The following is a 22613-nucleotide window of genomic DNA, read 5'->3' on the forward strand; positions in this document are numbered from 1 at the left end:
TTGTGTATGACGCGGGGTGCGAGCGTGGGGGCGAGCGTCAGTTAATAACCCTGGCCGCGATCCACCTGTCCTTGCATCGCTTCACCGCGTTCAAAGCGGCGAATGTTATCGAGCAGGCCAGGAAAGGCGCTTTCCGGCTGGGTCATGGCCGCCACATGCGGGGTCAGCAGGATCTTCGGGTGTGTCCAGAACGGATGGTCGGCTGACGCTGGCTCCTGCTGCAGCACATCCAGCACTGCAGCGCTGAGTTGACCGCTGTCCAGCGCGTCCAGCAGGTCCGCTTCCAGCAGATGCCCGCCACGGCCCATATTGATCAGCGCGGCCCCCTTGGGCAATTGCTCGAAAAGCCGGCGATTGAGGATGCCTTCGGTCTGGCCGGTCAGCGGCAGCACACACAGCAAAATGTCGCACTGCCCCAGAAATGCCTCCAGTTGCTCTTCCCCTGCATAGCACTGCACAGCGTCGATTCGATGCTCGCTGCGCGCCCAGCCCGACAGTTGGAAACCGAAGGGTTTGAGGCTCGACAGAATATGCTGCGCCTGCAAGCCCAGCCCCATCACGCCGACTCGTCGTTGGTTCGCGGGTATCAGCGGGTGGGCTTTCCAGACGCCTTCAACCTGCTGCTGCCGATAACGCAGCATTTCCCGGTGCAGGCTCAGCACGGCAAAGGTTGCGTACTCACACATCGCGTGACTGATGCCAGGGTCCAGCAAACGCACCACCGGCAGTGATTTCGGAATACGGCTCAGGTCCAACTGGTCCACACCTGCCGACAGGGCAAACAGCACTTTCAGGTTGGGCAGCATTTCTTGAAGATCATCGGGCGCCAGCCAGGCGCCCAGATAGTGGATGTCAGCCGGGTCGCCGATGTCCGGCCATACCCGCCATTCAATGTCCGGCGCGTGCTCGGCAAACAGGACGCGCCAGCGTTCGGCACGTGCGGGATCGGCTTTGTAGAGCAGGGCGGGCATGGGCATTTCCTGAGCATGAAAGGGGAGCCCCATCATGCCGCAAAAGCAAAGCAGGATCTGTCGAAACGCCTGCTTCCAGGCCTCTCCGATGTCCGAAAAGCGCCGCTGCCCGGCAGATTGCATGGTGATGTGCGGGCATGAAGGAATCTGCCGTTTGCGAGGCGAAAAACAGTCGATATGGACATCTGAGGGTGCAAGTTCGGCGTAGATCATTTCGCTGAACGCTTAACCTGAACAGCATCGCAGCCACCCCCGCCGGCTGCCTGGCCCATGATAGGTAAAACCATGAACAGCAAAGTCGACGACACCCCTCATCTGATCCGCCAGCGCGACCAGTTTGTGCCGCGTGGCATTGTCACGGCCCACCCGCTGGTCATCGACCGCGCCCAGGGTTCTGAATTGTGGGACGTCGATGGCAAGCGCTATCTGGATTTCGTCGGCGGTATCGGCGTGTTGAACATCGGCCACAACCACCCGAACGTGGTCGCGGCGATTCAGGCGCAGCTGACCAAAGTCACCCACGCCTGCTTTCAGGTGGCCTCCTACCAGCCCTATATCGACCTGGCCAAACGCTTGAGCCTGTTGATCGCAGGCCAGAGCGGCATCGACCACAAGGCAGTGCTTTTCACCTCCGGCGCCGAAGCCGTGGAAAACGCGGTGAAAATCGCCCGCGCCCACACCAATCGCCCGGCGATCATCTCGTTCCGGGGCGGCTTTCATGGCCGTACGCTGCTCGGCACCACGCTGACCGGCATGAGCCAGCCGTACAAACAGAATTTCGGCCCGATGGCGCCTGAGGTGTTCCACACCCCGTACCCGAACGAATACCGCGGCGTGACCACCGAAGTGGCGCTGGCGGCGTTGCACGAGCTGTTGGCCACTCAGGTCGCACCGGAGCGTGTGGCGGCGATTCTGATCGAGCCGATGCAGGGTGACGGCGGCTTCCTGACTGCGCCAGTCGAGTTCATGAAGGCCTTGCGTGCGCTGACCGAACAACACGGCATCGTGCTGATTGCCGATGAAATCCAGTCCGGTTTCGGGCGGACCGGCAAGTGGTTCGGCTTCGAGCATTCGGGTATCCAGCCAGATCTGGTGACCGTGGCCAAGAGCCTTGCGGGCGGCATGCCGCTGTCGGGCGTGGTCGGGCGTGCCGAGATCATGGATGCACCGCTTCCGGGCGGCCTGGGCGGCACTTACGGCGGTAATGCGCTGTCCTGCGCCGCGGCACTGGCAGTGATCGACACCTACGAGCAGGAAAATCTGCTGGCGCGCGGCGAACAGTTGGGCGAACGCCTGCGTGCCGGTCTGCTCGCGCTTAAAGAGCGTTACAGCTGCATCGGCGACGTGCGCGGCACCGGTTTCATGCTCGCCATGGAGATGGTCAAGAATGACGCAGCCCGCAGCCCGGACGCCGACCTCAACCAGAAGATCATCGACCAGGCGCGCCTCGGTGGCCTGCTGGTGATCAAGTGCGGCGTGTACCGCAACGTCCTGCGCTTCCTGGCCCCGCTGGTGACCACCGAGCAGCAGATCGATGAAGCGCTGGGCATTCTTGACACTGCCTTGGCACGAGTATTGAAGTCCAGCTGAGTGCAAGCGTGGTCGCGGCTGTCGTGAGACGCTGCGATCACCCGCGCTGGGGATCATTGTTGAATGGAGACGTTGCCTGCCATGGGGCTTATTGATTACCGCGCACTGCTGATCGATTGTGATGAAGTGCTGGTGGACCGTGATTCCGGTGTATGGACGGCGTTGCAGCCGTTGCTGGACAACGGTCTGAACACACCCGGCAAAGACCAGGTACTCACTGAATTCCATGATGTCATCCGCACGTTGTACCCGCGCTTTGACGAATTGGGTTTCAGCGGGCTGCTGTGCTTTGCGCATCGCCAGCTGGCCGAACGACTGGGGATCAAGGCGAGTTGGGAGGAAGGCATGAGTTTCGCCCGCTCGGTGCCGAACTGGACGCTGTTCGAGGATGCGCCCGGCGCGATGCTCTACCTGCGCAAGTTCTATCGTTTGCTGGTGTACGCCGACCGCGACCTGCAGGATCGCGGCCTGCTGTGCGAGCGACTGGGGCTTGAGCCCGACAGCCTGCTGTCATTGACCACTCACCCGCTGGACGACACGGGCTGGCTTGCCGATATGGATCTGGAGCCGCGTGAAACCCTGATAGTGTCACGCCCACCGGCCTCGGCGTTGGCGAGCGGTGGGTTGTGCCTGATCCGGCGTGGTCGGGAACAGCACAGCAAGCCCTGCACGGCGGATATCTGCATCAACAGCATGGCTGATCTGGTCGCTCAGCATCAGCTGTCTTTACGGCGCTGATTTTGCTAGAAGGTAGGCACCGTGAATGGCAATACATGAGGTAGGTAATGGAAGGCTTGGTCAAACTGGATCGGATTGATATCAATATTTTGGTAGAACTCCAGAAAGACGGGCGCATGACCAACGTCAGCCTGGCCGATGCCGTCGGACTTTCCGCGAGCCCTTGCCTGCAACGCGTCAAACGTCTGGAGTCGGCAGGTTACATTTCCAGCTATAAAGCGCACCTTAATCTGGCCAAGATCACTGAATCGGTCACCGTGTTCACGGAAATCTCCCTCAGCGACCACAAGCGCGAAGACTTCGCCAAATTTGAAGCCAACATCCGTCACGTCGACGAAGTGCTGGAATGCCACCTGATCAGCGGCGGCTACGATTACCTGGTGCGCTTCATGACCCGCAGCATTCAGCATTACCAGGAAGTGATCGAAGAGCTGCTGGACAAGAACATCGGCATCTCCAAGTACTTCAGCTACATCGTCATCAAATCCCCGGTCATGAAAGACGGCGTACCGCTGCGCAAACTGTTGCGCCATTGAAACACTAGCCAAGAGAGGACGCGGAGCGTCCAGAACGGCATACCCACGCGGAGCATGGGCACGATGGCGTTCGCACGGTGTGTATAGCGCTGAGCCACGATAGCGTTCGCCCGGACACATCGTGCCCCACCCGTTCCGCGATCTACCTGACGACTATCGTTCCTCACGCTCCAGTGGACTGCCTTGCGTGACGCTCCGCGTCACAGATCTGCGCCGCACCGCATACGCAGCCGTGAATACTGGGCAAAGAATAGGTATGTCTGAATTTCTGGCATAGGGCTACTATCCGGACGGCACTTTGGCCGGGCTTTTGCTCGTGCAGATTTGAAAAACCGGCAGGGGCCCCTGTCGCCATGGATTTCAAAAGGATGTGTTCGATGCCCGTAGCCCCTCGTTTCCTTGACCATTACCGCAAGGCCGACCGGATCATGCTGGGTCTGATCTGGCTGTTGTTCATCTACGCGCTCGGGTTGGCGTTCTGGTTCGACACCTTCACCCAGGCAGTCGTCGTCGGTGGCGGCACCGCGGTGGTGCTGACCGGGCTGTATCGGGCCATCGGCGGCACCCGATTGATGCGTTGCTGTTTCGGCGTCGGGCTGATGGTCATGACCGCGCTGCACATCAATCAGACCCACGGGCAGGTCGAGATACATTTCGGCATCTTCGTCCTGCTGGCGGTGCTGACCTTCTACCGCGACTGGCTGCCGATTCTGGTCGCTGCCGTCACCATCGCCCTCCACCACATCGGTTTCCATGCCCTGCAGCATTCCGGCTTCCCGGTGTATGTCATGCACCACGGCTTCGGCTGGAGCATGGTGCTTGTGCATGCGGTGTATGTGGTCGTTGAAAGCGCGATTCTGGTCTACCTGGCCGTGCAGAATCAGGCCGAGGCGGTCGAGAATCAGGACATGCTGGACCGGATGCTGGCCACCACCAACCAGTTCTCTACCGATAGCCAGTCCAGCCAGCAGTCGGGCAAACATGTCTCGCTGGCGCAGCGTTTCGAGCAGTTTCTGGCGCAGATCACCGGCCTGGTCGACGGCGTGGTGCGTGACACTCGCGGGCTTGGCGAACTGGGTCATGACCTTGCCAAGGCCAGCAGTACGCTGGAAACCGGTGCGCAGCATCAGCTCAGTGAAATCGCGCGCATGACCGGCGCGATGCAGCGCATGGGCGATGCCATGAACGATATCTCCAGCCACGTCGCGCAAGCCGTGCAGCGGGCCGGTGACGCCAGCGATCAGGTCGCTCACGGGCGCGACAGTGTCGACCGTGCGCAGAGCGAAATCACCCAGCTTGCCGCGCGCATCACGACCACCGATGAAACCGTGCAGGCCCTGGCCAACCAGTCAGAACAGATCGGCAAGGTGCTGGACGTGATCGGCAGCATTGCCGAGCAGACCAACCTGCTGGCCCTCAACGCCGCAATCGAAGCCGCCCGAGCCGGTGAGCAGGGCCGAGGCTTTGCGGTGGTGGCCGATGAAGTGCGCAACCTGGCGCAGCGCACAGCGTCGTCGACCAAGGAAATCCAGACCATCATCGAAGACCTGCAAAAAGGCAGTCGTCAGGCCGCTACGGCCATGAACGACAGCCTGCAGGGCGTCGGGCGTTGTGTCGAGGACAGCCAGCGCGCTTCGCAATCCCTGCGCGCCGTCGGCGAAGGCATCGGCCATATCACCCGGCTCAACGGCTTGATTGCCACGACGACCGAACAGCAGTCCGCCGTCAGCCGGGAAATGGCCGACCAGTTGCGCTCGGTGCAGACCATCGCCGAACACACCGCCGCCAATATCGGTGTGCTGGCGACCAGCAGCCAGAGCCTGTCGCCACTGGCTATCCGCCTGGAAGCGCTGGGCCAGAGCTTTCACGCGTAGTTTTCGCGCTCAGGCGAACACCAGCCCCGACGAACGCAGCAGTTCCTGAGTGTAGGCCTGCTGCGGTGCGGCGAAGATCTCGCGGGACGGGCCCTGCTCGACCACCTTGCCGTCCTTGATGACGATCAGGTCATGGGCCAGGGCGTGAACCACCGCCAGGTCATGGCTGATGAACAGGTACGTCAGGCCATGCCGGATTTGCAGATCGCGCAGCAGGGCGACGATCTGCTTTTGCACGGTCCGGTCGAGCGCCGAGGTCGGTTCGTCGAGCAGGATCAGATCCGGTTCAAGCACCAGCGCCCGTGCGATGGAAATACGCTGACGCTGACCGCCGGAAAACTCGTGCGGGTAACGATGCCGGGTGGCCGGGTCCAGGCCGACTTCCTGCAACACGCGGATCACCGTCTGTTCACGCTCTTTCGGCGTACCGATGTTGTGCGTCACCAGGCCCTCGGCAATGATCTGTTCCACGGTCATGCGCGGGCTGAGACTGCCGAACGGGTCCTGAAACACCACCTGCAACTGGCGGCGCAACGGGCGCATCAGGTGCTGGCTGTGCAGGCTCAGTTCCTTGGTGCCGAAGCGGATGCTGCCCTCTGAATCGACCAGGCGCAAAATCGCCTGGCCCAGCGTCGATTTACCCGAACCCGACTCGCCGACAATGCCCAGCGTCTTGCCCTTGAGCAGCTCGAAACTCACCCCGTCCACTGCCTTCACATACTGCGGTTCACGCTTGAACCAGGCCTTGCCCAGCGGGAACCAGACCTTCAAGTCCTGCACCGACAACAGCGTGTTGCTGTGCGTGGACGGCACCGGTTCGCCATCCGGCTCGGCATTGATCAGTAGACGGCTGTAAGGGTGCTGCGGGCTGTCGAACAGGGTCTGGCAATCGGCCTGCTCGACGATCTCGCCCTCACGCATCACGCAGACCCGCTGGGCGATGCGCCGCACCAGATTGAGGTCGTGGCTGATCAGCAGCAGCGACATGTTCAGCCGATGTTGCAGGGACTTGAGCAACTCCAGAATCTTCACCTGCACGGTCACGTCCAGCGCGGTGGTCGGCTCGTCGGCGATCAGCAGATCCGGCTCGTTGGCCAGCGCCATGGCAATCATGATGCGCTGCCGTTGCCCGCCCGACAGTTGATGCGGATACGCCTTGAGACGTGACAGCGGATCACGAATGCCGACCAGTTCCAGCAGCTCCAGAGTACGGCTCAGCGCGGCCTTGCCCTTCAGGCCCTTGTGGGTGACGAGGATTTCGCCGATCTGTTTTTCAACCGTGTGCAGCGGGTTCAGCGAACTCATGGGCTCCTGAAAAATCATCGCCACCCGGTTGCCGCGCAGGCTGCGCAACTGCTTGTCGCTGGCGCTGACCAGGTCCAGCCCGTCGTAACGAATCGAGCCCTGGGTGCTGACAGTTTTCGCCGGCAGCAGACGCAGAATCGAATGCGCCGTGACCGACTTGCCCGAGCCGGATTCGCCCACCAGCGCCAGGCACTCGCCACGGCGGATGTCGAGGCTGACGCCATGCACCACTTCGCGGCCGTTGAAGGCGACCCGCAGGTCGCGAATTTCAATCAGGTTGTCGTGCATGTCAGCTCCGAGGATCGAACGCGTCGCGGCAGGCTTCGCCGATGAACACCAGCAGAGAAAGAATGAGGGCAAGCACCACGAACGCCGTCAGCCCCAGCCAGGGCGCTTGCAGATTACGCTTGGCCTCGCCGATCAGCTCGCCCAGCGACGCACTGCCCGCCGGCATGCCGAAGCCGAGAAAATCCAGCGCAGTGAGGGTGGCGATGGCGCCGGTGATGATGAACGGCAGGTAGGTCAGGGTGCTGGTCATCGCGTTGGGCAGGATGTGTCGCCACATCAGCGCAGCGTCGGTCAGCCCCAATGCGCGGGCAGCTTTGACGTACTCCAGATTGCGCCCACGCAGGAACTCGGCACGCACCACGTCCACCAGCGACAGCCAGGAGAATAGCGCCATGATCCCCAGCAGCCACCAGAAACTGGGCGACACAAAGCCGGACAGAATGATCAGCAGGTACAGCACCGGCAGCCCCGACCAGATCTCCTGAATGCGCTGGCCGATCAGGTCGGTCATGCCGCCGTAGTAACCCTGAATCGCCCCGGCACACACGCCGATCACCGTGCTGATCGCGGTCAGCAGCAGCGCGAACAGAATGGATATCCGCGCGCCGAACAGCACACGTGCCAACACATCGCGAGCCTGTTCGTCCGTGCCCAGCCAGTTGATCGCATCAGGCGGGCTGGGGGACGGCGCGTCCAGGTCATAGTTGATGGTGTCGTAGCTGAACGGGATCGGCGCGAACAGCATCCAGCCGTTTTTCGCGGCGATCAGCTTGCGCACATAGTCGCTGGCATAGTCCGGTTCGAACGGCAGCTCGCCGCCGAAATCGGTTTCCATGTAGGTATGCAGCACCGGGTAATACAACTGCCCGTCGTAGCGGATCAGCAGCGGTTTGTCGTTGGCGATCAGTTCGCCGCACAGGCACACCAGCAGCAGGCCGATGAAGATCCACAGCGACCACCAACCGCGACGGTTGGCCTTGAACAGGTCGAAGCGGCGCCGGGTCTGGGGAGAGAACTCGAACATCAGGCGCTCCTCGCGGAAAAGTCGATGCGTGGGTCGACCAGCGTGTAACACAGGTCACCGATCAGTTTGATCAGCAGGCCGAACAGCGTGAACAGAAACAGCGTGCCGAACACGATGGGGTAGTCGCGCGAGACGGCTGCTTCGTAACTCATGCGCCCCAAACCATCGAGGCCGAAGATGGTTTCGATCAGCAGCGAGCCGGCGAAGAACACTTCGATCAAGGCCTGTGGAATACCGGCGATCACCAACAACATGGCGTTGCGAAACACATGGCCGTACAGCACGCGGTGCTCGGTCAGGCCCTTGGCGCGCGCCGTGACCACGTACTGGCGGCTGATCTCGTTGAGAAAGCTGTTCTTGGTGAGGATGGTCAGCGTGGCGAACCCGCCGATCACCAGCGAACTGACCGGCAGCACCAGGTGCCACAGATAGTCCTTTACCTTGCCCCAGGTGCTCAGGCTGTCGAAGTTGTCCGAGAACAGTCCCTGCGCTGGAAACCAGCTCAGGTAACTGCCCCCGGCGAACACCACGATCAGCAGAATGGCGAACAGAAACGCGGGTGTGGCGTAACCGATAATCACCAGCGTGCTGCTCCAGACATCGAATGCGCTGCCATGCCGCACCGCTTTGCGAATGCCCAGCGGGATGGAAATCAGGTACGTGATCAGCGTCGCCCAGAGCCCGAGAGACAGCGACACCGGCAGCTTTTGCGCGATCAGTTCGGTGACCGGTGCACCGCGGAAGAAGCTGGTGCCGAAGTCCAGTTGCGCGTAGTTCTTGAGCATCAGCCACAGCCGCTCGTGCATCGGTTTGTCGAAACCGTAGTGTTGCTTGATCTGCTCGATCAGCGCCGGGTCCAGCCCGCGGGTGCTGCGGCTGGCGGTGCCGGAGGCAGCCACTTCGCCCCCGCCGCCGCCCACACCGTTGGGGCTGAAGCCCTGAATGCGCGCGATGGCCTGCTCGACCGGTCCGCCGGGGGCGGCCTGCACGATCAGGAAGTTGACGATCAGAATGGCCAGCAGCGTGGGAATGATCAGCAGCAGGCGTCGAATCACATAAGCCAGCATCTCAGTACTCCTTGGCGGCGGCAGGTTTGCCGGTCAGCGCAGTGGCCTGAGCATTGGTCAGCGGCGTCGGGCTGATCTGCCACCAGGTTTCCAGGCCCACGTCATAGATCGGTGCCACGTCCGGCATGCCGAAACGGTTGGCGAACACCAGCGGCGTGCCCTTGGAGTAGTAGTTGGGGATCATGTAGTACCCCCACTGCAGGACCCGATCCAGCGCCCGCGCGTAGAGCACCATGTCGTTGCGCGTATTGGCGCTGACCAGCCCGTCGATCAGCGTGTCCACCGCAGGATTGCGCAGCACCATGGCGTTGGAGCTGCCCACTTCGGTGGCGCTTTGCGAGCCGTACAGGTTGTACAGCTCACGGCCCGGGGAGATGATCGGATTGCCGTTTTTCGGCAGGCTGACCACGATCATGTCGTAGTCCCGCGCATTGAGCCGGTTGATGTACTGCGCCGAATCGATGCGCAGGAAATCCAGGGTGATGCCGATCTGCGCCAGGGTGCGCTTGAAGGGCAGAATCAGTCGGTCGAAGCCGCCCTGACCATCGAGAAAACTGAACACCATCGGCTCGCCCGCCGCGTTGACCAGCTTGTTGTCTTTCGGGTGCCAGCCAGCTTCGGCCAGCAGCTTGAGGGCCTGCAACTGCTTGTCACGGATGTAACCGCTGCCGTCGGTTTTCGGTGGCTGATAGACCTTGCTGAACACCTCATCCGGCACCTGCCCGCGCAAGGGCTCGAGAATTTTCAGCTCGGCCGGGGTCGGTAGCTCGGTGGCGGCCATGTCGCTTTTCGGGAAATAGCTTTGTTCACGCACGTAGAAATTGCGCATGACCCGGCGATTGATCCAGTCGAAATCCCACAGCAATGACAGCGCCTCGCGCACGCGGCGGTCCTTGAACATGGGCTTGTCCAGATTGAACACAAAGCCCTGCGCGGCGACCGGACGTTGCGGTGCGAGGATGCGTTTTTGCAGGCGCCCGTCGTCAATCGCCGGGCCGCTGTAGCCGACCACGAAGCCTGAAGAGGAGAACTCGCGGTTGTAGTCGAACGTCCCGGCCTGCAGCAGCTGGCGGGCGATCTCGGTGTCGCCGTAGTAGTTCACGGTGAGCGTGTCGAAGTTGTACAGACCACGGCTGACCGGCAGGTCCTTGCCCCACCAGTCCTTGACCCGTTCGAAGGTGACGCTGCGTCCGGCATCGACCTTGGCGACCCGGTACGGCCCGTTGCCCAGCGGCGGCTCGAAACCGCCGCCGTTGGCGAAGTCGCGGGTCTTCCACCAGTGTTCGGGGAGGATGTGCAGGCTGGCAATGTCCAGCGCCAGCATGCGGTTGAGGTTGTTCTTGAAGTCGAAGCGAATCTGCAGCGGGCCTTCGATGGTCACCTCTTTGACGTCGGCGAACATCGGTCGATAGCTGAAGCTGCCCTTGGTGGTCATCAGCTCGAAGGTGTAGCGCACGTCTCCGGCGGTGACGGGCTTGCCGTCCTCGAAACGCGCCTTGGGGTTGAGGAAAAAACGAATCCACAGACCGTCCGGGTCCATCTCCATCTTTTCCGCGATCAGGCCATACACCGTGTACGGCTCATCCAGCGAGCGATAGGCCAGTGGCGAGTACACCCAGCTGTCGACCTCGCGCACATTGATGCCCTGATCGACATAGGGATTGAGGTAATTGAACTGGCCGATTTCTTCCGCCGACCGGGTCAGCGAACCACCCTTGGGGGCGTTCGGGTTGACGTAATCGAAGTGCTGGAAGCCGGCCGGGTACTTCGGCGCCTCGCCATAGACGGTCAAGGCGTGGGTCGGCGTCGCCAGCACAGTCTGCCAGCCACTGCACAGCGCAACACCCAGAAGCAGGCGCTGCAGAAAACGGTTAAGACGCGACATGGTAGGGCTTTCCTCGTGCGCACTGAATGACGGAACACTGCGAAAAAGCCCCCGGCCGGGGAAGGCGGATGAAACCTGGGCCGGAGGGGGCGAGCTCGCAATCTGACCTGGCCCACGGAGCGTGTATGGGCCACGTCGTCACACTCAGAAGTGGTAAGTCGCGCGGGCGAACAGGGTGCGGCCCAGCGGGTCGGCGTAACGAGGGTCGTAGCCGGACTGGAAGTTGTAGGCCTGGTTGGAGAACGGCGGGTTGCGGTCGAACATGTTGCGCACACCAGCGTCGATATCCAGCACCTTGTCGAAGGTATGACCCACCGACATGTCCCACAGCGCATACGACGCGACCCGCGCATTGGTGGTGCGGTCGTAATCGTTGTAGCCGCTGGTGAAGCGGTTGGTGATGGAGGCGCGGGTATCACCCAGTGCCCAGGTACCGGTCAGGACGTGTTTCCAGCGCGAAATCACGCCGTCGCCCTGGAAGTCGCCGACCTTGTCGGTGTACGGGCCGTCGATGATGTTCTGGAAGTCATAACGGGTGACGTAAGTGCCGGTCATGCCCAGACCGAACTGACCGTACGGCGTGTTCGGGAAGCGATAGTCGAGGGTTACGTCGACACCGCTGGTCTTGACGATGCCCAGGTTGGCGTTGCCGGTGACGATGTTGGCGATTGAACCGTCGGCAGCGCGCACGTAGCGGTCGGCGTAGGTGTTGGGGTCATCGAACACGGTCGACTCGGGGAACGACTGAATCTGGTTGGAGATGTGAATCCACCAGAAATCCAGGCCCATCGACAGGTTGTTGACCGGCTGATAGACGAAGCCCAGGGTCATGTTGCGGGCTTTTTCCGGGGCCAGCTCGGTGTTGCCGCCACTGTTGTTGAGGAACTGCTGCGCGCAATCGCGACCCGCGTTACCGCCGGGTTGCACGGTGCCACCGGCACAGAGTACCGGGTCGTTGTAGTAGCCCTGGGTGTAGCTCAGGCTGCGCGGCGCATAGAGTTCATAAAGCGAAGGCGCACGGAAGCCTTCACTGTAGGCACCACGCACCACCAGTTGCTTGAACGGCTGGTAGCGGAACGAATATTTCGGGTTGGTGGTGCTGCCGAAGTCGCTGTATTTATCGTGACGAACAGCAGCGGTCAGCTCCAGGCTGTCCAGTACCGGTACGTTCAGTTCGGCGTATTCGGCTTTGACACTGCGGTCGCCTTCTACGCTGCCGGCTGCGTCCAGACCCAGGCTGCTGATGTCGTTGACGAAGGGATCAAAGTCCTGATGCATCTTCTCCTTGCGGTATTCACCACCGAGCGCCAGACCGGACGGGCCCGCGCCGAACCAGTCGCCGATTTCCCGGCTGATGCGCGCATCCAGCCCGGCCACACGGCCCACAGCGCTGGAGTACTGACCGTGGTATTCGCTGGCATCGATCAGCGCCTGCCCTTGTGCCGTCTGCGGGCCGAACGGGTTGAGGACGCCATTGGCAAGGCCGTTCAGCATCGCCGAGTCGCTGACAAAGCCGCTGGTCACTGAGGACAGTACCTTGTTCTGGTTGTACGAAGCGCCGACGTTATAGTCCCAGCCACCTACTAGACCGTCGAAATTCAGCAGAAAGCGCTGGCTGGTGTTCTGGTCACTTGAACCTCGTGCGCCGGCTGCCGTTTCGCGCCATGCGGTGCTGACCGGCTGTGTCGGGTCGAGGGTGAAATCGGTCGGTGCCGGGGTAATGCCGTTGCCGGGGTAGAAGGGCGATGAGGAGTCGAGTGACAGACCGGTCAGCGGTGCCGGACCGATGCCGGTGTGGTTGTTGTTGCGAGCCCAGAAGTATTCGAGGCTGACGTTGTGATCATCGGCCAGCTTGCCGGTGGCCTTGCCGAAGAACGAGGTTTTTTCGGTCTGCGGGATCAGGTCGATGTATTCACGGGTACTGAACCGGCAGATGCCGTTGCTGGCGATCAGGCTGGAGCCGCCGCAGTTTCTGCCCAGCGGGTTGGCAGAGTTGTCGCCCTGATAATAGTTGGCCGGGTAGGCCGTACCGGAAGTCTGGTTGAGCCCGCGTCCCGGCTGGTAATCCCGCGTGAACGAGCGGTCGTTGGCGTCCAGATTCTGCTGCTTGTTGTAGTTGACCACGCCCATGACGTTGAAGCGGTCTTCTTCCAGATCACCGAAGCCCCAGCTGGCGCTCATGTCCTTGGTCGCACCGCCGCCACTGGCAGTCGGCGTCTCGCCACCCAGCGTCAGGGTGCCGTCAGTCAGGGACTTTTTGGTGATGAAGTTGATCACACCGCCGATGGCGTCTGTGCCGTACAGCGCCGAGGCGCCATCACGCAGCACTTCCACGCGGTCGATGGCGGCGAACGGAATCATGTTCAGGTCGATGGCGCTGCCGTTGGGCGTGCCCACACCGGAAATCGCGTTGTTGGCCAGACGCCGGCCATTGAGCAGCACCAGCGTTTTGTTCGCACCGATGCCGCGCATGTCGGCGAAAGAGGCGCCGCCGGTGCTGGCACCGATCGAGCCCGCGCTGTTCTGGATCGACTGGCTGCCGGTAATGCGCTGGACCATTTCCTGGGTGGTGGTCACGCCCTGTTTCTTCAGGTCGTCGGCGCGCAGGATGGTAATCGGCACGGCGGTTTCGGCATCGACCCGGCGGATCGCCGAACCGGTCACTTCTACACGTTGCAGCTGGGTCGTGGCAGGCACAACCGCTGCGCTGGTGGACACGGCCGAGCCGCTGGTGTCTGCATCGACGGCGTCTGCCGCCTGGGCACCGCTCATGCCCATGGCCAATGCACAGAGCAGGGCACGTGGATGACGCCGGACCGCGAGGGCCAGTGGTTTGAGGGTGCAACCGGGAAGATTCATCAGCATGGTTAGTTCCGACTTGATCCAGACATTATTGAAATGGCCTTGTGAGCCCTCTGTTCCCGACGCGGTTGTGCCGAGCGGGAGTTCCACTTCTTCTTTTTCCAGCAAGCCGCTCCCCTCCAGGGGCTTTTCAGCCCACGGACAACCGCATTCACGGGGGTCGGGTCAGACGGCTTCGCGAGGCGAAGCCACCCGGTCAGTCGAGCGTCATTTCGCTGTCATGACGGATATCTTGGTAATGCCAGAGCGTTCGATGGAGGCCATGGCCTTGGCCACCTGGCCATAATTCACGGCGGTGTCGGCCTGCAACTGGACGCGGATTTCCGGGTCCTTGGCCTTTTCGTCCTGCAGGCTTTTTTCCAGCAGCTCCGGGGCGATTTCCGATTTGGCGAGGTAGAACTTGCCGTCCTGATCGACGCTGACCACCACCGGGTTTTTCTTCTCGGCGGGGGCGACTGCGTCGGTCTTGGGCAAGTTGACCTTGATCGCGTTGGTCATCAGCGGCGTGGTGACGATGAACACCACCAGCAGCACGAGCATCACGTCGACCAGCGGCGTGACGTTCATTTCGCTGAGCACTTCATCGCTGTCCTGAGTGGAGAAAGACATTAGCTGGCCTCCCGAACGGCATGGCCATTCTTGCTGGCGATGGGCTGGCGCGTAACGGCAAAGGCGCTGCGCTGGGCGAGGGCGTCGAAGTCGTGGGCGAAGTCATCCATGTCGGCCACGGCGAGCTTGAGGCGGCGCAGGAAGAAGTTGTAGATCAGCACTGCCGGCACGGCGACGGCGATACCCACGCCGGTGGCGACCAGCGCGTGACCGATAGGCCCGGCGACCGCTTCAAGGCTCGCCGAGCCGGTCACGCCGATGCTTTGCAGCGCTTCCATGATCCCCCAGACCGTACCGAACAGGCCGATGAAGGGCGCGGTGCTGCCGATACTGGCGAGAATCGCCTGGCCACTTTCCAGCGCTCGACGCTCTTTTTGTATCTGCTGGCGCAGGTTGCGCTCCAGACGGTCCGAGCGGTTGATGGTGTGCGCCAGTTGTTGCGTGGTGCGCGGCGACTCATCGACCGCCATGGCTTCGAAGCCGCTGTTGGCGATACGCGCCAGCGCGCCAGGGTATTGCGCAGAATGCTCGGCAGCGGTGAGCAGGTCCGGTGCGCTCCAGAACACTTTGGTGAATTGTTTGTTCTGGGACTTCTGGCGGACATACTGCGCCGACTTGATCAGCAAAAGTGCCCAACTCAATACGGAAAACAGAATCAGTGCCCAGAGCACGGCTGGGACGATCATGGAAGAGAGCGATGCGTTCATGGTTTAAACCTCACCAGCTTTGATAATTGAATAGTCGGTTGTCATGCGCCGGATTATTCCGGCAACTTGAAGTCGATGGTCTGCGTCGCGAAGCCTTCTATCGGCGTGTCACCGCGTTTGGCCGGTATGAACTTCCAGTTGCGCACAGCCTCCACGGCCGCTTCGTCCAGTACCGGTTTGCCGCTGGATTTGGTCACCTCGACAGCCCCGGCGCGACCGTTGGGCAGCACCTTGATGCGCAGAATCACGCGACCTTCCCAACTGCGTCGCAACGCCAGCCCCGGGTATTCCGGCGGTGGATTGCCCAGGCTGGCGAGCCCGGATACCGCAGCGCTTTCCTTGACCGGAGCCGGCGGCGCAGCAGGTGCCGGCGGCGCGGGCGCAGGTGTTGGCGGCGCGGGCGGGCTGGGCGCAGCGGCAGGCTTGGGCGCAGGCGGCGTCGGCTTTTTCACCGGCTCGACTTTCTTGACCGGCTTGGGCTTCTCGACCTTGGGTTTTTCCACCGGTTTGGGCGGCGGTTCGACCGCGTCCGGGTCCTCGACCGGTTGTTCCGGTTCGGGGGGAGGCGGTGGAGGCGGCGGCGGCGGAGGTGGTGGCTCGGGCGGCGGCGGTTCCGGGGCGGGTGGTGTCGGGCTGGTCAGTTCAATGGTCATTTCCGGAACTTGTGGCGCAACTTCCGGCACCTCTGGCTGGGCCGTTTGCATGTACCACCAGATCACACCATGAATAAGTACCGACGCAGCAATCAACACCATTACTTGCGGCTTGTTAAGGCCGCCCGGGCGTGACGTATTGGCGCTGAAAGGAATACCCTGCCACGCCGTCGAAGTGTCATCGGGCGAGGGAGAGGGAACCGCTTTCATTATTACCGCATCATTCATTAACGCTCCCTCGGGTAGTTAAAGGGCAATAAAAATCCGCTCGAACAATGGGTAACTGTTCGATTGATGAAGACCTGCACATTGTTGATGGGCAGGGCAACGCGGTGGGTGCGCACACGGCGAACTCAAACGGTTAAAGGACGTCTTGAATCAGGGCACTGACATTGCAGATCCTTGCTTTCTTATCGTCATGTACGGGGACGTACAGCGATGTTCCTGAATGCTTACATTGCAACCGCTGTGCCAGAACGCCCCGGCTGGAACCATTGATGCAGAGCGGGTGTCGCATTCGTATAACTATTTATCGATTCCCGACTTCATTGACTTCAAAACCGCACAGATGAATAAAACGTCGAACAAAAAAACAGACAAACAATGACCCTCTGCTTGAGCAGACGCGTTCGAAAATCATGACCTGCAAGTCACTTTGTTTGATGCACCAATACTGTGTCACGAGGATCACGTTGGTGCGTTAGTTGATCAGCGCTTCATAAAAACAATGCTCCGTGTAGGTACGCGGTTGTGTGGACAGTTAGCGTTGTTGAAATAAAAGCCATTCCATAGGTGATGGCAAAATGAAACCACTTAAAATAAAGTGTCGGACACTCTTTATAGGTCGACCGTCTTTTAATTAAAAACAGCCTCTTGTGTACTTATTACGCGCACGGGTGCACACGGTCCTGATTCATCATCAGAACTTTCAAGGCACACGCAAAATGTCTTAAGTCCAGACGTGCAGGGCCGTCGAATAACAACACGCAGATCGGGACAAGGGTGAAGCGACCGTGCAGGCATCGCTTGAGGCAGGTGCTGCCCAAGCTGTGGATTGCCGGCGTAACGGTGGTCTGACGCAAGACTGATAGGGCACAGCTAGATTCCTTTCCTGGCGGGCAGTGAGACTTGTGGTCTGCTCCCCTGCACTGTTTGTGGACGCTCTGACGTCCGTGAACTGCACTTTGGTGCGTGTAGGCACCCCATGAATGCAGCGTGCACCATTGGTTTATGGCACGACCGTTCCACTTGAAAGAACTGTGCCAATTTGTGTCTTTTTGTATCTGGAGGAGTACATTTTCATCTGGAGACGAGTTTTTGCGGCTGCAAGGCGCAGTCACTGACCCCGGCGGGTATCAACTCGGCAGATTGGCGCGGATGCGCCGGGAGAGAGCCGCCCTGGATTCGGGCGGCCTGTAGGTGTCGTCAATTACCAGAACGCAGCAGGTGCGCTGAGCGCCTTGCTGAACACCTCGATGGCGCGTTCGACATCTGCCTGCGTGGTGTAGCGGCCAAGGCTGACGCGCACGCTGGCCAGGGCCTTGGGAGAGTCCATGCCCAGAGCAAGCAGCACATGCGAGGGTGCATTGCTGGCCGAGTTGCACGCGGACGTCGAGGACAACGCCAGGCTGTGGGACAACTGGGCGCTGGTGAAGCCGCTGCGGGTGATGCACAGGTTCAGGGTGTGCGGTATGCGTTGTTGCGGACAGCCATTGAGTTGCACATCCGGCAGACTCAACAGGCCTTCGCGCAGGTGACGACTCAGCCCTTCGATACGACGGTTTTCAGTGTCGGCCTGGCTGATCGCCAACGCAAAGGCCGTCCCCATGCCGACGATCTGATGGGTGGCCAAGGTGCCCGAACGAAAGCCGCCTTCATGTCCGCCGCCGTGGATTTGCGCTTTCAACAGTGAATGCGCACGCGGGCCCACGTACAGCGCGCCAATGCCCTTGGGGCCGTAAGCCTTGTGCGCCGAGAACGACATCAGGTCGACGGCCAGGCTCGCCAGATCGATCTTCACCTTGCCGACGCCCTGCGCAGCGTCCACATGAAACAGCGCACCGTGCTCGCGCACCAAGGCGCCAATGCTGGCGATATCGGTCAGCGTACCCAGCTCATTGTTCACCAGCATCAGCGACACCAGCAGCGTGTCTTCGCGCAAGGCAGCCTGTACGGCTTGAGGCTGGATCAGGCCTTGAGCGTCCGGTTTCAGCCAGGTGACGGGAAAGCCCTGACGCTCCAGCGTGCTGACGGTGTCGAGCACGGCCTTGTGTTCCAGGACGCTGGTGATGATGTGCCGGCGTTGCGCGCTGGCATCCTGAGCGATGCCCTTGATCGCCAGGTTGTTGGACTCGGTAGCGCCGGAGGTCCAGACGATGGTATCCGCAGGCGCACCCACCGCATCGGCCACCTGTGTGCGCGCCTGTTCAACGGCCTGCCGCGCCACCTGCCCATAACCGTGCCCGCTGGATGCCGGATTACCGAAATGACCTTCGCGCCCCATACAGGCAACCATGGCTTCGATGACCTGTTCATCGACAGGTGTGGTGGCGGCGTAATCCAGATAGAGCGCAGAAGTGGTCATGGGCAATTCGCTTTGTAATCGAGTCAAAATCAAGGACTGGCATTACCAGACCGATTGCTTGAAAGATTACTGATCCGCGCGCGAAAATTTATTGATATTTGCACGGGTATGGGCAACCAATGCGAAAAATTATTCGCTTTCACTTGGATTTATACGATTAAAAATTCTAGGATGCTGCATCAGGCGCAGAATCGCATCCAGACACCCATCGTTCCTCACGATCAGTGTAGAGCGACTAACGCAGGAAACCGCTAATGGACAAATTCGACCGGGCAATTCTCGACATCCTGCAAACCGACTGCACCCGTTCGGTGGCGGACATCGCCGAGCGTATCGGCCTGGGCAGTACCGCGTGCTGGCGACGTATCCAGAAGCTGGAAGAGGCCGGCATCATCGACCGCCGGGTTGCGCTGCTCAATGCGCAACGGCTGAACGTCTCAGTCAGCGTCTTCGCCGCCATCCGCACCAACCAGCACAACGCCACCTGGCTCGAACAGTTTCACGCAGCCGTCGGCGAACTGCCTGAAGTGGTCGAGTGCTACCGCATGGCGGGCGACACCGACTACATGCTGCGCATCGTGGTGGCCGACATCGCAGGGTACGACGAGGTGTACAAGCAACTGATCAGCATCCCCGGCATCAGCGACGTGAGCTCGAGCTTCGCCATGGAACAAATCAAATTCACCACCGGCCTGCCCTTGCAATACGCATCGTTTGGCGGCTGAGCGCAGCCACGCTCATCGATTGAATCGAACCCTCAGCCCGATGCCACGTCCACTTTCTTTGGCAAACGAAAAAGGTGGCTGACATGACAACCGATCACATACTCACAGACAGCGTACCCAAAGAAGACCCAGCCAGCCCGCAACTCGGCCAGTACGACCGCGAAGCAGACCCGGTCCTCGCCATGAACGCGAACAGACCCGGTGTCGGCCCGAAAAAAGGCGACGAGGTGAAGAAGCGTACGGAACACGACGAAACTTACGATGAAGGTGAGCCGGAAGTGGACGACGCCGACAGCGTCTCGGATGAGGGCGGCGGCACTCTGCCGGGCTGAGGGAGCACAAATATGGCGCTGAGGTGGTGTAACAGCTCAAACGTGTTTCTGCAGGTACGTTGAGCTGCTCACATGAATTGGAAACGATGAATCCACAGACTCAAGGCCGCGAAGCAATCTCGTCCAGATGATTCAGCAGATCCAGCGGGTCTTCATACACCCTCAACGCGCCAGCGCGCTCAAGCTCGCCAATGTCGTAGCCACCCGACAGCAAGCCAACGCCGGTTGCCTTGCAGCGACGCGCCGCCAGCATGTCCCAGATCGCATCGCCGATCACCAGGCACTCGTCGATCGGAGCGTTTATCTTATTTGCAGCCGCCAGGAACAGGTCGGGGTCAGGCTTGCCGTAGCTCACGTCATCGCGCGTAACGATGTTGATCTTGTTGATGTCCAGTTTCAGCGCTTTGAGGTTGATCGTCGCCGTATCGATCCCACCGCTGGTGGCGATGCACCACTTGAGGTTTTCCTTGTCGAGCGTCTCCAGCAACTCGACAGCGCCGGGCAATGCGATGATCTGTCCTTGCAGCCGCTCGTAAGCCTGAGCATGTTTCTCGCTGAGCCGTTCGGCTTGTTCTTCGCCGATGTTCAAGCCGGTTTCACGCGACAGTGATTTCAACATCAGCCCGCCGCTCATGCCGATCTTGCGGTGAATACGCCACATCGCAAGCGGAATCTTTTCTGCATCCAGCGCTTCTTTCCAGGCGGCGACGTTTTGATAAACGCTGTCGGTCAGCGTGCCGTCCAGGTCGAAGATGAAGGAAGTCTGGGGTCTCATAGGGTTACTCTTTTTGAATGCGAATTGACCATCTGGCGAGGTCCGGAGCGTTGTGAGTCGATACCTGTTCGGCGGTACCGGGGGGCTTCAATACGGCGTTGCCAAATGGCGGGAAAGGGTTGGTTTTTTGAGGTCACACACTTTCGAGTACGTGATGGAATGGCGGTTCGATCTTTCGGGCGGGAGGGCGATCTGGCAGCAGAAAAGCCTGATGGTTCTAAAGGCGCATTAACGCTGTACGTAACCCTCCACCAGCGCCTGAACCCGCGCCGCGTCATCCTCGGTGACCGGGTTATAAACAATCATCGACAGATCGGGCCGGCCATCCACTGCGAACCCCGAATACTCCAGTTCAATCAGCCCATGAACCGGATGCCGCAGGCGCTTGGTGCCTTCGCCCTGTGAACGCACATCGTTGTCGCGCCACAACGCAGCGAAATCGGCACTGAGCGTGCAGAGTTCGTCAGCAAGTTCGCGGAGTTCCGAGGCAGCACCGGCACGGGTCGCGTCGGCTCTGAATGAGGCGACGATAAAGCGCGCGACGGCCTGCCAGTCGTCCTGCTTTGCACGCGTGCCAGCGTTGCAAAACATCAGGCGCAGGATGTTGCGCTGCTCTACGGGCAGCAGGCTGTAGTCAGTAAATACAGCTGCCGCAGCGTTGTTCCAGGCCAGAACATCCCAAGTGGCAGTCTTGATAAAAGCAGGGCTGAACGCGAGCGTATCCAGAATGCGCTGCAAGCGCGGCGATACGCCTTCGGGCGCGCTGTAGACCACTTCGGGCAGGTGACCAAAAGCGAGCATGAACAGGTGTTGCCGCTCGGGCTCGGTCATCAGGAGACTTTGCGCGATCCGGTCCAGAACCTGAGCAGAAGGCGCGCCACCGCGACCTTGTTCCAGCCACGTGTACCACGTCGCGCTGATATTGGCGCGCTGGGCAACTTCTTCACGACGCAAACCTGGCGTGCGTCGACGCGTGGTGGAAAGCCCCAGACTCGCTGGGTCCAGACGCGCCCGACAGTCCTTCAAATATGTTCCCAGCGGGTTGGCCATGATGATCCTGTTGGTTTTTATACCCTGATAATGTCACGTCTTTTACGGGATAAACGTTACGCGCACTCTGCCGACTTCAGCAAAGAGAGATTTGACTATGCGCGTATTTATAACCGGCGCCACAGGCTTTATTGGCACTCGCGTCACTGGGGAACTGATCAACGCAGGCCATCAGGTAGTAGGTCTGACACGTTCGCAAGAGGGGGATCGAGCTCTGCTTGCCATGGGAGCCGAACCGCATCGCGGTGATATCGAAGACCTGTCCGGCCTTCAGCGTGGCGTAGAGAAGTGCGACGCGGTGATTCACACGGCGTTTGATCACAACTTCGCGCACTTCGTCGCCAACTGCCAGAAAGACGCTCGCGTCATCGACGCATTGGGTTCTGCACTGGCAGGTTCCAAGCGACCACTGGTTATCACCTCCAGCACGGCGATGGGCTCGTCAGCACCTGGGCAGGCCGCAGACGAAGATCATTTCGACCCGGCGCACCCCAACCCTCGCGTTGCATCGGAAATCGCCGGGCAGGCGCTGTTGCAACGCGGCGTCAACGTAGTCGTGATGCGACTCTCGCAAGTTCACAACCCGGCCAAACAAGGCCTGGTCAGCGAAGTCATCAAACAGGCGCAGGAAAAAGGCTGCTCAGCCTATATCGACCAAGGCCTCAATCAGTGGTCTGCAGCGCACCTTGAAGACACGGCGCGCCTGTATCGTCTGGCTCTGGAGAAACATCAGCCGGGGGCTCGTTATCACGCGACTGCCGAATCAGGCATTACTTTCCGCCTGATTGCCGAAACCATCGGAGAACACCTCGGCCTGCCCACCTTGGCCGTGCCCACCCATGAAGCCACCGCACACTTTGGCTGGCTGTCGACATTCGTGGCCAAGGACATGAGCAGCTTGAGTCACAAGACACGCGAGCGCTTGGGATGGCAGCCCAAGGGCCCAGGTTTGATTGAGGATTTGGGAAGGTGTTTGAAGGGGTAGTGTTTGCAGGCACGCTGCTTTTTACAATTTGTTTAATTACGTTACCGAACAGG

The 22613-nt window shown here is 60.6% G+C and carries 19 protein-coding genes; 7 read left to right on the top strand and 12 right to left on the bottom strand.

Features of this window, described 5'->3' with window-relative positions:
* Positions 1-41 precede the first annotated feature (41 nt).
* Positions 42-971 carry a 2-hydroxyacid dehydrogenase gene (locus LIX91_RS23950; RefSeq protein ID WP_226489301.1) on the bottom strand — a complete coding sequence of 310 codons (930 nt, stop codon included), beginning with the start codon at positions 969-971 and terminating at the stop codon, positions 42-44.
* 285 nt (positions 972-1256) lie between these two features.
* Here LIX91_RS23950 and gabT point away from each other — a divergent pair, with 285 nt between their 5' ends.
* From gabT to LIX91_RS23970, 4 genes are all read left to right on the top strand, one after another.
* On the top strand, positions 1257-2561 hold the full coding sequence (gene gabT, locus LIX91_RS23955) for a 4-aminobutyrate--2-oxoglutarate transaminase (RefSeq protein ID WP_103696558.1): 1305 nt from the start codon (positions 1257-1259) through the stop codon (positions 2559-2561).
* 81 nt (positions 2562-2642) lie between these two features.
* The gene (locus tag LIX91_RS23960) at positions 2643-3299 is read left to right on the top strand and encodes an HAD family hydrolase (RefSeq protein WP_046236849.1); all 657 of its coding nucleotides are present in this window, start codon (positions 2643-2645) and stop codon (positions 3297-3299) included.
* Positions 3300-3346: 47 nt separating this feature from the next.
* Positions 3347-3835, top strand: a complete 489-nt coding sequence (locus LIX91_RS23965) for an Lrp/AsnC family transcriptional regulator (protein ID WP_002555947.1) — start codon at positions 3347-3349, stop codon at positions 3833-3835.
* A gap of 377 nt (positions 3836-4212) precedes the next feature.
* Complete coding sequence (locus LIX91_RS23970; protein ID WP_003413951.1) at positions 4213-5709, top strand: methyl-accepting chemotaxis protein; 1497 nt, start codon at positions 4213-4215, stop codon at positions 5707-5709.
* A gap of 9 nt (positions 5710-5718) precedes the next feature.
* Here the strand turns inward: LIX91_RS23970 and LIX91_RS23975 are convergent, their stop codons facing one another.
* From LIX91_RS23975 to LIX91_RS24015, 9 genes are all read right to left on the bottom strand, one after another.
* On the bottom strand, positions 5719-7302 hold the full coding sequence (locus LIX91_RS23975; protein WP_226489302.1) for an ABC transporter ATP-binding protein: 1584 nt from the start codon (positions 7300-7302) through the stop codon (positions 5719-5721).
* A 1-nt stretch (position 7303) separates the two neighbouring features.
* Entirely contained in the window at positions 7304-8326 is a 1023-nt protein-coding gene (locus LIX91_RS23980) for an ABC transporter permease (RefSeq protein ID WP_004408873.1), read from the bottom strand.
* Positions 8326-9393, bottom strand: a complete 1068-nt coding sequence (locus LIX91_RS23985; protein WP_003413943.1) for a microcin C ABC transporter permease YejB — start codon at positions 9391-9393, stop codon at positions 8326-8328. The genes LIX91_RS23980 and LIX91_RS23985 overlap by 1 nt, the downstream gene beginning before the upstream one ends.
* Before the next feature lies 1 nt (position 9394).
* Complete coding sequence (locus LIX91_RS23990; RefSeq protein ID WP_103751202.1) at positions 9395-11278, bottom strand: extracellular solute-binding protein; 1884 nt, start codon at positions 11276-11278, stop codon at positions 9395-9397.
* 144 nt (positions 11279-11422) lie between these two features.
* On the bottom strand, positions 11423-14248 hold the full coding sequence (locus LIX91_RS23995) for a TonB-dependent receptor (protein ID WP_226489303.1): 2826 nt from the start codon (positions 14246-14248) through the stop codon (positions 11423-11425).
* A 99-nt stretch (positions 14249-14347) separates the two neighbouring features.
* Positions 14348-14749, bottom strand: coding sequence for an ExbD/TolR family protein (locus LIX91_RS24000; protein ID WP_002555939.1), 402 nt, complete (start codon positions 14747-14749; stop codon positions 14348-14350).
* Positions 14749-15435 carry a MotA/TolQ/ExbB proton channel family protein gene (locus LIX91_RS24005; protein WP_003425751.1) on the bottom strand — a complete coding sequence of 229 codons (687 nt, stop codon included), beginning with the start codon at positions 15433-15435 and terminating at the stop codon, positions 14749-14751. Before LIX91_RS24005 ends, LIX91_RS24000 begins: the two co-directional genes overlap by 1 nt.
* A 74-nt stretch (positions 15436-15509) precedes the next feature.
* Positions 15510-16337 carry an energy transducer TonB gene (locus tag LIX91_RS24010; protein ID WP_410524764.1) on the bottom strand — a complete coding sequence of 276 codons (828 nt, stop codon included), beginning with the start codon at positions 16335-16337 and terminating at the stop codon, positions 15510-15512.
* 1201 nt (positions 16338-17538) lie between these two features.
* A complete protein-coding gene (locus LIX91_RS24015; protein ID WP_226489305.1) occupies positions 17539-18693 on the bottom strand; it encodes a cysteine desulfurase family protein in 1155 nt (384 codons plus the stop codon).
* Between the two features lie 254 nt (positions 18694-18947).
* Between LIX91_RS24015 and LIX91_RS24020 the strand changes: the two genes are divergently transcribed.
* On the top strand, positions 18948-19418 hold the full coding sequence (locus LIX91_RS24020; RefSeq protein WP_226489306.1) for an Lrp/AsnC family transcriptional regulator: 471 nt from the start codon (positions 18948-18950) through the stop codon (positions 19416-19418).
* Positions 19419-19501: 83 nt separating this feature from the next.
* On the top strand, positions 19502-19750 hold the full coding sequence (locus tag LIX91_RS24025; RefSeq protein ID WP_003318137.1) for a hypothetical protein: 249 nt from the start codon (positions 19502-19504) through the stop codon (positions 19748-19750).
* 100 nt (positions 19751-19850) lie between these two features.
* Here the strand turns inward: LIX91_RS24025 and LIX91_RS24030 are convergent, their stop codons facing one another.
* Both LIX91_RS24030 and LIX91_RS24035 read right to left on the bottom strand, forming a co-directional pair.
* A complete protein-coding gene (locus tag LIX91_RS24030) occupies positions 19851-20525 on the bottom strand; it encodes an HAD family hydrolase (protein ID WP_226489307.1) in 675 nt (224 codons plus the stop codon).
* Positions 20526-20753: 228 nt separating this feature from the next.
* A complete protein-coding gene (locus tag LIX91_RS24035) occupies positions 20754-21575 on the bottom strand; it encodes a helix-turn-helix transcriptional regulator (protein ID WP_003413924.1) in 822 nt (273 codons plus the stop codon).
* Positions 21576-21672: 97 nt separating this feature from the next.
* On the opposite strand from LIX91_RS24035, the gene LIX91_RS24040 reads away from it, so the two are divergent.
* Positions 21673-22560 (top strand): SDR family oxidoreductase, encoded by an 888-nt coding sequence (locus LIX91_RS24040; RefSeq protein ID WP_100073852.1) that lies wholly within the window; start codon positions 21673-21675, stop codon positions 22558-22560.
* Positions 22561-22613 lie beyond the last annotated feature (53 nt).

It is taken from the genome of Pseudomonas sp. B20 (genome assembly GCF_020515755.1).
Taxonomy (GTDB): domain Bacteria; phylum Pseudomonadota; class Gammaproteobacteria; order Pseudomonadales; family Pseudomonadaceae; genus Aquipseudomonas; species Aquipseudomonas syringae.

What these genes read in the sequence shown, in the direction of transcription:
- LIX91_RS23950 (WP_226489301.1), bottom strand. Translation starts at nt 971, where the DNA reads ATGCCCGCCCTGCTCTACAAAGCCGATCCCGCACGTGCCGAACGCTGG.
- gabT (WP_103696558.1), top strand. Translation starts at nt 1,257, where the DNA reads ATGAACAGCAAAGTCGACGACACCCCTCATCTGATCCGCCAGCGCGAC.
- LIX91_RS23960 (WP_046236849.1), top strand. Translation starts at nt 2,643, where the DNA reads ATGGGGCTTATTGATTACCGCGCACTGCTGATCGATTGTGATGAAGTG.
- LIX91_RS23965 (WP_002555947.1), top strand. Translation starts at nt 3,347, where the DNA reads ATGGAAGGCTTGGTCAAACTGGATCGGATTGATATCAATATTTTGGTA.
- LIX91_RS23970 (WP_003413951.1), top strand. Translation starts at nt 4,213, where the DNA reads ATGCCCGTAGCCCCTCGTTTCCTTGACCATTACCGCAAGGCCGACCGG.
- LIX91_RS23975 (WP_226489302.1), bottom strand. Translation starts at nt 7,302, where the DNA reads ATGCACGACAACCTGATTGAAATTCGCGACCTGCGGGTCGCCTTCAAC.
- LIX91_RS23980 (WP_004408873.1), bottom strand. Translation starts at nt 8,326, where the DNA reads ATGTTCGAGTTCTCTCCCCAGACCCGGCGCCGCTTCGACCTGTTCAAG.
- LIX91_RS23985 (WP_003413943.1), bottom strand. Translation starts at nt 9,393, where the DNA reads ATGCTGGCTTATGTGATTCGACGCCTGCTGCTGATCATTCCCACGCTG.
- LIX91_RS23990 (WP_103751202.1), bottom strand. Translation starts at nt 11,278, where the DNA reads ATGTCGCGTCTTAACCGTTTTCTGCAGCGCCTGCTTCTGGGTGTTGCG.
- LIX91_RS24000 (WP_002555939.1), bottom strand. Translation starts at nt 14,749, where the DNA reads ATGTCTTTCTCCACTCAGGACAGCGATGAAGTGCTCAGCGAAATGAAC.
- LIX91_RS24005 (WP_003425751.1), bottom strand. Translation starts at nt 15,435, where the DNA reads ATGATCGTCCCAGCCGTGCTCTGGGCACTGATTCTGTTTTCCGTATTG.
- LIX91_RS24010 (WP_410524764.1), bottom strand. Translation starts at nt 16,337, where the DNA reads ATGAATGATGCGGTAATAATGAAAGCGGTTCCCTCTCCCTCGCCCGAT.
- LIX91_RS24015 (WP_226489305.1), bottom strand. Translation starts at nt 18,693, where the DNA reads ATGACCACTTCTGCGCTCTATCTGGATTACGCCGCCACCACACCTGTC.
- LIX91_RS24020 (WP_226489306.1), top strand. Translation starts at nt 18,948, where the DNA reads ATGGACAAATTCGACCGGGCAATTCTCGACATCCTGCAAACCGACTGC.
- LIX91_RS24025 (WP_003318137.1), top strand. Translation starts at nt 19,502, where the DNA reads ATGACAACCGATCACATACTCACAGACAGCGTACCCAAAGAAGACCCA.
- LIX91_RS24030 (WP_226489307.1), bottom strand. Translation starts at nt 20,525, where the DNA reads ATGAGACCCCAGACTTCCTTCATCTTCGACCTGGACGGCACGCTGACC.
- LIX91_RS24035 (WP_003413924.1), bottom strand. Translation starts at nt 21,575, where the DNA reads ATGGCCAACCCGCTGGGAACATATTTGAAGGACTGTCGGGCGCGTCTG.
- LIX91_RS24040 (WP_100073852.1), top strand. Translation starts at nt 21,673, where the DNA reads ATGCGCGTATTTATAACCGGCGCCACAGGCTTTATTGGCACTCGCGTC.